This is a genomic window from Paenibacillus amylolyticus, assembly GCF_051136285.1.
Taxonomy (GTDB): domain Bacteria; phylum Bacillota; class Bacilli; order Paenibacillales; family Paenibacillaceae; genus Paenibacillus; species Paenibacillus amylolyticus_F.
In genome coordinates this window covers 3220665-3232945 of sequence record NZ_CP194938.1, presented here as the reverse complement: position 1 = coordinate 3232945, position 12281 = coordinate 3220665, and the positions used below count along the sequence as shown (strand labels likewise).

Annotated in this window: 10 protein-coding genes; 9 read left to right on the top strand and 1 reads right to left on the bottom strand. The window is 47.2% G+C overall.

Annotated features, from left to right (window positions below; all coding sequences use genetic code 11):
* Positions 1–65 precede the first annotated feature (65 nt).
* The 9 genes from ACR8BL_RS14085 to ACR8BL_RS14045 all read left to right on the top strand — a co-directional run bounded on the left by ACR8BL_RS14085 (position 66) and on the right by ACR8BL_RS14045 (position 10504).
* Complete coding sequence (locus ACR8BL_RS14085) at positions 66–479, top strand: GNAT family N-acetyltransferase (protein WP_434748251.1); 414 nt, start codon at positions 66–68, stop codon at positions 477–479.
* 252 nt (positions 480–731) lie between these two features.
* Complete coding sequence (locus ACR8BL_RS14080) at positions 732–1112, top strand: hypothetical protein (RefSeq protein ID WP_434748250.1); 381 nt, start codon at positions 732–734, stop codon at positions 1110–1112.
* Positions 1090–2394 (top strand): MFS transporter, encoded by a 1305-nt coding sequence (locus tag ACR8BL_RS14075; RefSeq protein ID WP_434748249.1) that lies wholly within the window; start codon positions 1090–1092, stop codon positions 2392–2394. Before ACR8BL_RS14080 ends, ACR8BL_RS14075 begins: the two co-directional genes overlap by 23 nt.
* Positions 2395–2568: 174 nt before the next feature.
* Complete coding sequence (locus ACR8BL_RS14070) at positions 2569–2706, top strand: hypothetical protein (protein WP_353883072.1); 138 nt, start codon at positions 2569–2571, stop codon at positions 2704–2706.
* Positions 2707–2824: 118 nt separating this feature from the next.
* Positions 2825–5575, top strand: coding sequence for a lanthionine synthetase LanC family protein (locus tag ACR8BL_RS14065; protein ID WP_434748248.1), 2751 nt, complete (start codon positions 2825–2827; stop codon positions 5573–5575).
* Positions 5553–6353, top strand: a complete 801-nt coding sequence (locus ACR8BL_RS14060) for a hypothetical protein (RefSeq protein WP_434748247.1) — start codon at positions 5553–5555, stop codon at positions 6351–6353. The genes ACR8BL_RS14065 and ACR8BL_RS14060 overlap by 23 nt, the downstream gene beginning before the upstream one ends.
* On the top strand, positions 6350–7864 hold the full coding sequence (locus ACR8BL_RS14055) for a hypothetical protein (protein WP_434748246.1): 1515 nt from the start codon (positions 6350–6352) through the stop codon (positions 7862–7864). Before ACR8BL_RS14060 ends, ACR8BL_RS14055 begins: the two co-directional genes overlap by 4 nt.
* A complete protein-coding gene (locus ACR8BL_RS14050; protein ID WP_434748245.1) occupies positions 7846–9612 on the top strand; it encodes an alpha/beta hydrolase family protein in 1767 nt (588 codons plus the stop codon). The genes ACR8BL_RS14055 and ACR8BL_RS14050 overlap by 19 nt, the downstream gene beginning before the upstream one ends.
* A gap of 259 nt (positions 9613–9871) precedes the next feature.
* Entirely contained in the window at positions 9872–10504 is a 633-nt protein-coding gene (locus ACR8BL_RS14045) for an NAD(P)-dependent oxidoreductase (protein ID WP_434748244.1), read from the top strand.
* A gap of 118 nt (positions 10505–10622) precedes the next feature.
* On the opposite strand, the gene ACR8BL_RS14040 is transcribed toward ACR8BL_RS14045, so the two are convergent.
* Complete coding sequence (locus tag ACR8BL_RS14040) at positions 10623–12275, bottom strand: methyl-accepting chemotaxis protein (RefSeq protein WP_434748243.1); 1653 nt, start codon at positions 12273–12275, stop codon at positions 10623–10625.
* Between the last annotated feature and the right edge of the window lie 6 nt (positions 12276–12281).

Sequence of the window (12281 nt, the reverse complement as noted above, 5' to 3'; positions counted from 1 at the left end):
AATTAAAAGCTAAGATTTAGAATTAATTCTGGTTATAGAGATTCTAACAGGAAGGTGAGCATTGGATGGATGAGGTGAAAATTGAACATGCACCGCCGGCTGCGGTTGAATATTTGGCACTGCGGAAGATCGCGGGGCTTAGTGAGATGAGCCGGGAAGGGGCTGAGATTGGACTGCCGCGCAGTTTATTTGCGGTAAGTTTGCGAGAAGAAGATGTTCTGATCGGTATGGGGCGTGTCATTGGGGATGGCGGTTGTTTTTTTCAGGTGGTCGACATTGCAGTGCATCCTGATCTTCAGGGGAAGGGGTACGGGAAACTGATCATGATTGAAATTATGAACTATTTGCGAGCAGATGTTCCTGCGCGGGGCTTGGTCAGTCTACTGGCAGATGTTCCTGCTGATCGCTTATACGCTCAATTTGGCTTTGAATATACGAGCCCGAAATCGGAAGGCATGTGGTGGAGGCAGGGAGAGTAGAATTTACAATTTGTAAATCCGTCGAACATAACAGAGGTCAACAAAATAGTTACCGCAAACCTTTGGGAAACCAAAGGTTTTTTTGCTTTACAACCATATTTTTACACGTATAATGTAAAATAAATACAATTTACGATTTACAAATTACAAATTACAAATCCCTGAACACAAATTAAACTACTCATTACATTTCTCTACATGACCCTTCGTGATTCATACCCATCATTCAGAAGCAAGAATGGAGGAAATACATTGAACAAAAATCAGAAAATACAGTTCAATCAAATGGTGGAGCGATCCGTAAAGCGGGCTGCCAAAAATCTTTCAGGCACCAAAGGTGTGGTTTCCGTCCGATTAAGTCAGGAAGAGATCGATGTGATCGACCAGTTGGTATTTCTGGAACTGGCCAAGAACCGCTCGGATGCTACAGCCATGTTAATTCGGGAAGGCATTCGCACACACCAGACATTATTGGGCGAGATTCGCGAGTATACAGCAGAGCTGGAACAAGTCAAAGCCAAAATGCAACGAAGAATACAGGAATCGGGTCTGGTTGGCCGATTACAACAAGCGGATGATCGTGAAGAGATTCAGATTGGAGGCGGGGGTTATGAACCAGAAGGAAACAAATAACACCAATAAAACTCGCGAAGACAGCTACCTTGCGGTATTACGAATACCTTCCTTTACGGTGCTGCTGGTGGGCAGGCTGGTCTCGGGTGCAGGACAGATTTTATTTTCCATGGCGACGATGTGGTACATCTTGCAATTGACTGAATCTGCGCTTGCCGCTGCTTTGATACCCATGCTTCCATACTTGATCTATGCTTTCCTGGGCATCCCGCTGGCCACAATTAGTGACCGCCTGCCGAAGAAAAAATTACTGATCTGGACGGACATATGGCGAGCTGTGATCGCCTGTATCCTTGCAATTTTATTTTTGACGGATGCCATGCTTCCGTGGCACATCTATGCAGCCAATTTGCTTATTGCGATTCTCGGTTTTATGTTCAATCCAGCAACGCAGACCGTTATTCCTGCCATTCTGCCCAAGCCGACAGAGCAACTTGCTCCAGCTAATGCACTTCTGAACTCTTCCTCCAAAACGATTGAATTGTTAGGTTATGCCGTAGGAGGAATTTTAATTTCTCTCATCTCCGTACAGTCCATCCTGTTCATCTATGCCATCACATTTCTGCTGTCAGCGCTCTCGATTGCTTTTATTCGTATCCCTATCACTAAAGTTGTCAAACAAAAAGGATTTTCAGGATTTGTCAAAGACAGCATGCAGGGTATCACCTTTTTATTTTCAAGCAAGATCTTGGCCTGTTGTATTATCTTTGGAGCCATTATCAACTTTGCGGGCGCGCCGCTACACATCTTCACGCCGATTTTTGCCAATATGGTGCTTGAAGCCGGGCCCCAAGGTTATGGACTTCTCCAGTCGGCTTTTGCCGCGGGGAGTGTAGTCGGTTCCTTACTCAGTGGAAAATACGCCAAACGTCTGTCGCTCGCTCACTGGTTCCTGATCAGTTATCTGATCTCAGGTGCAAGCCTGCTGTTCATGCCGGTATTTCCTAACTTGTACATTGCTATTGCTTGTTCATTCCTGTTAATGCTGGGACTTGCACTTGTGAATGTGCCGCTGATCACGTCCATTCTATTATCCACTCCGGAAGAAAAAAGAGGGCGTGTCATGAACAGTATGGGGGTGCTGATGAGCGGCATCAGTAATCCTCTCGGGTTGTTATTGGGCGGATGGCTCATTGAAACGTATAATCCATCCTGGGTGTACATGGGTATCGGCATGTTTGTAGTGTTCATGGGGATGGCAAGCCTGTTCGTCAGACCTTTTCGGGAAGATCGAGTCGGACATACCTCACGTAGTGCTACCGCAGTTTCGTCTGGAACATAATGTCAGATTAGCCCTTTTTATGTGAAAAAAATAAAAGTTATGACAGGTATTACAACTATATATGGATTTATTGAATAATTTATGTAAAAAAATTCAATTAAAAAGAAGGAATTTAAAATTTTATGTAGAATTTGGTTTATTTAAGAGGGGGAGACAAATGGGAGGTAATTTATCATGGAAAACAAGGAAATTTTATCTGTGCAGGATTTGATGGCTCTGGAGGTTGAAGAGGATAACAACATGTTCGAGGAAACTAGCTTGTGTACAGTGTGCAGCTGGACAAGCTCAAGCACGATCGTTGTAGAGTCCTAATACTCTTCATCGTCTCGAACCACTGAATAATTCGAAAGATAAGTCTTTGATTTCGTATTACTAAACTAAAATAATTGTACCTCCCCCTCTTACTCTACTTCAAAAGGAGTGATTCTCATTGAAATCAGCAAGCCTGACTGAAAAGAAGGACGCCTTTGAGAACGCTTTGCAAAATATAATCCGGGATCTACCCGAATCCATCCAATGGTCGAATGACGGCCATTGGATTTGTTTTAAACCGGAGAAATTAACGCTACCTGCACAGGGCTGGAAAATTCATTTATCAGTTATACCTGTAGAGGGAGCTGAACTATTACGCCGGATTACGCCGATTCTGACAAGGTATGATGTGATGTGGAAAGTAGTGAGCAGTGGGCTGAAATTAATTGAAACATCCAATGGTTCTACACCGCTACCTCAGACCGGGAAGTGTGTGACCATCTATGCAAGCAGTGATGAACAGTTTATGCAATTGCTGGAGGAGATGTATGCGTGCACGGATGATCTGAAAGGCCCGTCGATCCCTACGGATCGGGCTTACCGGGGAAGTTCATGTGTATTTTATCGCTACGGAGCTTTTGTTGGCCGCTTCTATTATGATCGTTACTCTGGCGCAAAAGTATATGCCATCCAGAACCTGGAAGGCAGGCTGGAGGAAGACCAAAGAACACCTGGCAGATATAAGCCCGAGTGGGTAGATGAGCCGGAAAATCTGGTGAGAATACAGACCCAATGGAAAAAGGATCATGACGCTACATGCAATCCGTCCAATTCCAGTAACAATGAATTTTCAATACGCCACATCCGTGTAAAGCGGGTGCTTAAAAAGTCGGGTAAAGGAGGCGTATTTCTGGTCTCCACCTCCCGGAATGAGCAAGCTGTGATGAAAGAAGCGGTTCATCTCATGCGTGTTGATGGTTCCGGACGTTCTGCCCATGATTATCTGGATAACGAGTATCGTGTGCTTGATCTGATGAAGGCTACGGGGTATACCCCGCAGCCCATGGATCTATTCAGCGTTGAAAAGAATCGGTATCTCATTCTGGAATACTTCGAGAGCATCAGCTTGCGTGAGTACATCCACCGCAGACATGTAGCTGCTGATTACAATCAGGCAGAATTTTACCGAATCGGCTTAGATATTCTGGATATTGTGGAACATTTTCACGATAAAGGCATTGTCATCAATGACCTGACGCCGAACAATATTGTGGTGTTGGCAGATGGAAGTGTGCGGCTGATTGATCTGGAGCTAGCTTATGTAAGGGACAGCAAAAGTCAGGCAAAACCATTAACAGGACATACTCCTGGTTATGTGCCTCGAGGCAGAGAGCATAGTCAGCGTTCTGAATATTCGGATGACCTCTATGCTTTGGGAGCTGTTTATTATTATATGGCCTCATCGATTGACCCTTATTTGAAGTACAGACAGTCTCATCTGTCTGCGGGACAAGCATATTTGGACAATCTCAATGATAGTCAGCTTCGTAGGCTGGGAAGTCTGGGGATCGAGATTATGTCTGGACGATATAACGATTTATTCGAGATACGTGAACAGCTAATCAAAATGTGCGAAGAAGAGAAAGCCGATTCAACAGGGCGAGTACAGGATTCACGCATGAATGAGGCAGAGATGACAGCAGCAGAAGTGCTTCATCAATCCGAGCTTATGGCAAACCAATTGTATGATTCTCTTGATTTTAATAACCCTCATCAGCTATATCCCGAAAATAGTATGAGCAAGATGTTCCACCCGGCTAATTTTAACTTTGGCTGGACAGGTATGGTATACGGTTTTCATCAACTGGGTCAGATCACGCAGAACAGACAGTATCATCAGTACGCACGTAAAGTACTGGAGTGGATATTAAATCATACACCTTATGTTCCTGAAGAAACGCCAGTGAGCTTATATTTTGGTTATGGTGCGGTTCCTTGGGCACTGGCACAGACCGCAGATGCGCTGGGTGATGAATCGCTACTTCGCGTTGCTGAAAGTCTTGCCATGGAGATAACAAGGCATGACCCGGTCCAAACGAATATCAGTCATGGTGCAGCGGGTTTGGGGTTAATGCTGCTGGAGGTACACCATCTTGGAGGATGTACCGAACTTTTGGCAAGAGCCGATGAACTCGGCAAAACTATTTTAGAGCAGGAAAAGCAAATGGAAGATGGGCTGAGTATATGGGAAGTGAAGGACAAGTCGGACAAAAAAAGCCATCATTCATTTGGATTTTCTCATGGTATTGCCGGGATTGGTTATTTCTTGCTTGCCTTAGCGAAGCTAACGGGGAAAGACGATTATTATTCGGCGGTGAAGCGTATTGTGCACACGCTGGAACGTACGAGTTACGAAGGACAAACCGGTGTCAGATTATGGCCTGCGTCTCCCGAAAAGCCAGATGCTCTCTGGGTTCACTGGTGTAATGGTTCAGCGGGGATTGCACGATTTTTGCTGACTGCAGCCGAAGTTCTACAAGATTCGGTATGTCTAAGACTGGGTAAACAGGCCGCAGATGCAGTAGCCCAATCGACGATTTTTGCTTCTTTTGGTCAGTGTCATGGGATCGCTGGTAATGGAGACGTGCTGATCATGGCGAATCGGAGCTTCCCAGGCAGATATGAAGCCAAATTAAAAGAGTATACGCAGAGCCTGTACGTGCTTCGAAGTGATGGACAGGCAGACTTGTGGATGTGGCCGCTGGAGGATATGGAATCCTACTCCCCAGACTACATGACGGGATATATGGGAATCTATGCTTTCCTGCTTCGTCGATTTTATCCTGCTGTTTCTTATGAGCCCATGGTGTATTCAGGTTTTGATCCGAACAGGGAGGTAACGGTGTATGATGCTAACGTCCATATCTGATATCTTGCCGCAATGTCAGCATGAAGCCGGAAAGGGCGGGAATCGATACTATGCCAGTGAGCCTGGAAAAAAAGTAGAGCATTCTTCTGTTCTAGTGCTTGATCAGGGGCATGGTCAGTATATGTTGGATCTATGGAGTGAAGCTCCATCGTTTACATATTGGGAGGAGCGAATCACATCTGTATTGGACACGTTGGCTTGTTCCTCCATCTATGTAACTGCACCCGCCTCGTTTCCATGGGAAAAGATTGGATATAAGGCCGATGTGCTTGCCCATCGATATCGGTTCTATGGTAATCTGGAGCACATCCCTGTTCCGGTTATACCGGATCAGGCCGGGAACTGGCTACCCGCAGAGGGGCAGGAGGAAGCCATGGCTCATCTGCTTCTATCCAGTGATCCAACGTGTCCCGGAATACAAGCTGCCCGCCAAGCGGTGGATGATATATATGAGGGTATGTATGGACGTCTATTGAATGGATCTGGACTTGTAGAGTTAGGAGGAATGCAGATCGGAGGCTGCCTGCTAAGTAATGAGTTTGGTAGCATACTCTTGTCACATATCTTCACCATACCTGCTGTACAACGCAAGGGCTGGGCCAGGTGGCTTGTTGCGCATAGCCTTCATCGGTGCAGTTCCAACCCGGAACAGCGGATTAAAGCTTCACTCGATGCAAACAATCAAGGGAGCTATCGATTGATGAGTGCACTTCCGCTACAGCAGGTGCCTGAACTTATACACGTATGCCGGATCAGCAAGGAGAGGGAGCCCTCATGAAGCCTGTTTTGCTGGAAAGTACGGAATATCATGACCTGAGAAGTAAATGGTTTCGTGCGAGTCATGAACCAGGGCTATTTGTGGTTGAAGGACGTTCAGATGCTGTGAAAGATGAACTCCAGAAGTTAAGTATGCATTGGCAGGAGAGAGCCATTCACCTCCTGCTTGATGATGCTTACAACACACTGCCGCTCATTTATCAGCTCAACCCGGTCAACCCTATAGATGATCTTGTGGCCTGCAAAAATGCATTGCTCCGATTCCATAGAGCGGGCTGGGCTCCGGGGGGACGGAAATGGATTCTGCTTGAAGTAGTCTCCGGTCTGCACCCTGCAGATCTTGGAGCCATTCATCATCTGCTGTATCGTCAAAAATTAAAGGACGTTAGTGTATTGTTATTTTTTCACCAATTCCCCCTGAGACTGAACCCTTCTAACAATGTGCCGAAGCTGGCTATTTCTCTGGTGAGAGATACACCGGAACAGACCCGACATTTGTTAAATGAACAGGTGCGAATAGCTGGCAGGGACGATGAGGTGCAAGTGGAGACAGGTCCAGGCAATTTCCAACATAAAGTTCAACGAAAAGCCCAACGCAAAGCACTGGCTCTCTATAACAGGCTAGCCTGGATTTTGTTGTGCAAATCGGATAATCCGCTCCGGTACAAGGCTTGTTTTCGCTTTTTTAATCAAAATTCCATATTTCAACAATTATCGGCAGCGCAGCAGGCCATTCTATGGTTTGAACTGGGCCAGTTATTGACCAAAAATGGGGATGATTACGCCGCGGCAAGAGATTGTTATGCCCAAGCCCGGGCTGTTCTGGAGGATGAGGAGTTAAGCGAGGTCTATCGCATTGGGAAAGAAGCCGCACTGGATAACGGGGAAGCATTAATTGAGATGCAGGAAGGCAATATCTCGCGTGCAATAGAACTGGAGAGGCGAGCCGGAATGCGAATTCGTGAGCTTCCTGCTGGTCCTGATCGCCATGTTTTTCAGATTCAAACGGCTCTAAACATTGCAGGACTGCAGGTCCGGGCGGGACTTCTCATGGATGCTGAAACGACACTGATAACTGCTGAGAAGCTCTGTACAGGTGTGTACTCGGGTTGGGTCGGGCAGATACTCCAGCTAAAAATGACAGTATATCAGCAGCTCGGTGAGCAAGAGTTAGAATACAACATGTTGATGCAGGTGCTGCGACTGAAAACAGGTTCGATTTCTTCCAAATTGCTGAAACGTGCAGTTGAAGTAGCTGGAACGCTGATCCGGCAAGGAGATGAGGAACGTGCAGCAGAAGTGTATCGCCTCTTGATTGCCGGACTGCCAGCAGCCAGTCTGCAACAAATTCGTTTGATTCGGCAATCGTTAAGTGCCCTGGGAACAGAGAGCCCCGCCGCGGCCGCAACACAGCATCAGCTTACGCTCAAGCTGGAATTACAGCTGGATTCCTGGGAGCAATTCAAGCACTGGTATGAGAGGAGGGAGTCCGGTTGGGCGATCCATTCCTGAACCGAATGAGTGTGAACAGGGAACGGACAAGTATGGTTCTGAGTTATGATGACCAAACATGTGACTGGTGTGAGCTAAGTGATGCGGGTGATGTTCAGGGCATACAGCGTCTTTCTGATCATTGGGCAGGGCCCGGTCAGACCCTGCAGCATATTCAATTCACCGGTACAGATCAGATTGTGGTGATCACGCGACAGAAGACAAAGAGGTGGATTCATGTATTTGAAAAAGAACGGGAGAAGATCAGGCTAATTCAGACGTTGTCTCTAAATTTACCGTTCCCTGTGATGCAGGTTGCTTGGCAAGATGAACAGTGGCAGCTGCTTTTTGCGGTTAGGCACCGTTCGGGGACTGTACAAATCGGGATTTTTGAACCGGAAAAAGAAAAAGCCGAGTGGGTTACTCCAGAACTGCATAACCCGCAATTTGTGTTCTGGGCTAAGCCTGCGCGGGAGATTGGCATCAATGTGGGTGGTGTTGGCAGAGTGTACTTTTATGGGGAAGACACGGGGGCATCTCGGGAAATTCCTTATCAGGAGTATGCTCATTCTGTGATGGACAAACAGGGTGATTGGATTGCTATGTGCATTCCGGTGGAACATGGTTTTCAGCCTGGCTGGATCAGAGATCAGGAGGGTGTTATTCATGGATGTTCGGAACGCAGTGAGCCGTTCTCTGAGCTGATTCGTGTACAGCTGGATGCGGATCAACAGCATGTCTTATGCGAGGGAGTAATTCACGGGAAGTGGCAATACGTTCAGTACACGCTGGATGGGGAAAAGACATTTGAGCTGAGGGATTACCAGGGCACGTTAACACAAGCAGTTTACAGCAGAGACAAGCAGAGTCTGATTGGTAAATTGGAGTCAGTTGCTAATGCTCCGGTGCCTGCCAAGTATGGGATATCTGAGTCCTTTGGTGAAATCACTCCACTTTCGGTTGGGCATGGAGATACACTTGTGAGTGGGCTTACACAACAACCGAAGATAGAGTACAGGCACATTTGCTACGAGAACGAGTTCATTCCTTATATGGACATTCATTCAGAAGGCGAAGAACAGGCAGTGATTTATCTTCACGGTGGGCCTCATAATTGCCTTTTGGACAGTTACAGCCCGGTTATTGCAGGTTTATCTGAGGCTGGAGTAAGGGTGATTGGGCTGAATTATCCAGGTAGTTCAGGGTTTGGTTCTGAATATAAGCATCGTATCCAGGACAATTGGGGTGGCGTGGATGCGAATGTTATTCGGATTGTTCGGGAGCAGGTATTAGGCTCTTATTCCGCAGTTTCACTGTACGGTGTCAGTTATGGAGCTTATCTGGCACTGCTGGCTGCAGGCAGAGATCCGAGTCTGTGGAGCAGCGCAGTTGCCTGTGCACCGTTTACAGATCTGAGCGCATTGTATGCGGGTGGTGGGGCGAAGCTGAGATCATTTTTGCAGGCTGAGATTGGTGAATTGTTGCAAAATGAATCTGAACTGCGGGATAGAAGCCCGTTAACCTATGCCTCTGCACTGTGTAAGGTGGATCTGCAGCTCATTCACGGCCGGAACGATCAACTCTGCCCGGTGGAACAGACAGAACGCTTGTATCAGGAGATGCTGAACTGCAAGGAACCTGTAGAGAATAAGGGTCAACTTGAGCTGCATATTATTGATGATCTGCAGCATGAGGTCTATGCGGAGCGAATTTGGGCAGCAAAGGCAGTTCATTTTCTAACCCGAAACAGAGTAACTCAGCCAGGATAAGCACCCAAGATAATCCACCAAGGTAAGATGAACAATATGAAGTGGATGAAGCCGCCCAAGCGGCTTTTTTGGTGTGCATGGATATGATTTTTATTAGAGAGGAGCGTATGGAGCAGAGAAGAATAGAGAGAACGAGTTTACAAGTGTGTTCATTCGGTTTAAGATGGCGTGAGCCGTTTAAGGTATATAACAAGATGATTAAGTATTAAAATAACGGTATGCTGATTAGATGACATCGATAGAAAAGAGGGATTCAGATATGAAAGTAACGATTTTTGGAGCAACCGGAGCGATTGGCAAGACGATTCTATGGGAGTTGATGGATCGAGGGCATGAGGTGACCGCAGTCGTGCGTGATCCGTCCAAGGTGGAGATGGTGCATGAGCGATTGCGTGTGGAGCAGGGGGATGTGCTTAACCCGGATCAGGTTGCTGATTTTGCAGCAGGACGAGAAGCGGTTGTGAGTGCATACGGGCCGAAGTTTGGTGAGCAAGAAGAGCTGCTGGAAGTGACTCGTTCACTGATTGAGGGCGTGCGTCGTGCGAATGCCGGGCGTCTGCTTGTTGTGGGCGGAGCAGGAAGTCTAATGACAGATTCAGGAGAAATGCTGATGAATACGCCTGGATTCCCCGAGGAAATCAAACCTCTTGCACAAGCCCATGCGGATGCTTATGGACTTCTTGAAGAATCGAATATTCACTGGACGTATATGAGTCCGGCAGCAACGATAACTACAGGGCGGAGAACTGGTCAATTCCGGATTGGTATGAATCGTGTCATTACAGATGATCTGGGCGAAAGCAGCATTTCTGTAGGTGATTTTGCCGCAGCTTTGGTGGATGAATTGGATGATCCGCAATTTGTTCAAGCGCGGTTTACGGTAGGATATTAAATCAAATGCACTAATATAGAACAAAAAGAGGGAGCCCCAAACAAATGATGGTGGGCTCCCTCTTGATGTCTAAATGTAAATCCATGTTGAAGTCAAAGCGGACAGTCCTCCATCTGCCTTACAGACGGAAGCGCTGGAGTTCCTGATGCATCTCCGCACTGATATCACGAAGTGACTTGACCTTGATACTCGCTTCGGAGAAAGAACGTTGCTGTTCTGCGGTAGAAGCGGTGATCTCTTCACTGCTTGCGGCAGACTGCTCGGTGATCGCACTGATATTTTCAATGGCCTGTTGCACCTGTGAGCTAAGTTTGTTCGATTGTGTCATGTCCTCGGCAAGCTGCTGAATTCCTTCACTGATGCGCTCCACACTCTCGCGAATAGCCGAGAAGGATTGCTGCGTTTGTCCAGTAGCTTGTTCCTGCTCGCCAAAAAGCTGCATGCTTTGCAGCACAGAACTTTTTACTTTTTCCATCGAGGCTGTAATCTCGTTAACCGCTGCGTAGATATGTTTGACCGATTGGGCCGACTGCTCAGCCAGTTTGTTCACTTCTCCTGCCACAACAGCGAATCCGCGTCCGGCTTCCCCGGCACGTGCAGCTTCAATAGAGGCGTTCAGGGAGAGAAGCGTTGTCTGTTTGGCAATCTCGGATACATAACCTGTCATTGTAGTGATGCGAGCTGCATTTTCTTCCAGCTCCAGCACGGTCTGTTCTACTTCATACATGGCTTGGCGGTTCACCTCGGCGAGTCGTAGCTGTTCTGCAATCGCCTTATTCCCCTCTTCCACTGTGGCTAGAACATCGCGTCCATCCGTAGCAGATTGTGCAGTGGCCTGAAGGTTACTGTCGAATGTAGACTGCATTTTGTCCACGACCATGACCGTTTCGCTGAGATCCTCCGCTATCTTTTGGCTACCTACAGACAGCTCTTCTGTGGTACGTGACACCTGTTGCACAATGGCTTGTACCGTATCGTTACCGCGATCAATATCCTGTGCCATCTGATCGACTCGCTGTCCAGCTGTGTCGATAGACTGGATAATTCCGCGAATATTAATCGTCATTTGCCCAAAGGAACGACTCAGATCATCCAGTTCATCTTTCCCTCGAGGTTCCGGCAGAATTTGAGTCAGGTCACCACTGGCGATATGTCCGGCGGCATCCTTAATCACACGAATGCGTTTGGCGATCTGACGTGAGGTGTACATATTAAAGAGCATGACGGCGATGAACAAAAGAACCGCCCCGCCAAGAGCAATCTGCCATGTCTTTTGGATGTCACTCTCCAAGTCTAACGTATACTGCGTGTATCGCTCCCGCGTTATCTCATTTAGCGAGTAGATGTCATTTTGTATGCCTCGAACCCGGGCGCTGTAACGTTTGGCTTCTGCACTGTCCATGCTGCTCATTGCCTGGGTAGCACCCTGATCCAGCGCTTGCAGCTTCGTTTGAACGGTTTGGATGAGCTGTAGCTCCTGATCTGTTTCAAGCAATCCCTCTGTCAGTTCCTTCACCATAGCTTGGCCTTCTTTTAAGAGAAGCAGTACAGCTTCCTGATTGCCGGCTGTCATGGAGAAAGAGTAAACATCCAGCGCCTGCTGGGTCTGAATCTGATTGGAGTTTAGTTCACTTACCTTAAGCATGGCAGGTACCAGGTTTTGATTTTTCGCATTCATGCTGAGCAGTTCCATAATGATATATGCGACCAGCGCAAGGCATAGAAGCAGTGAGATCAGAGCATTAGTAATAAGTTTTCCCTGTAATTTCATATGGCG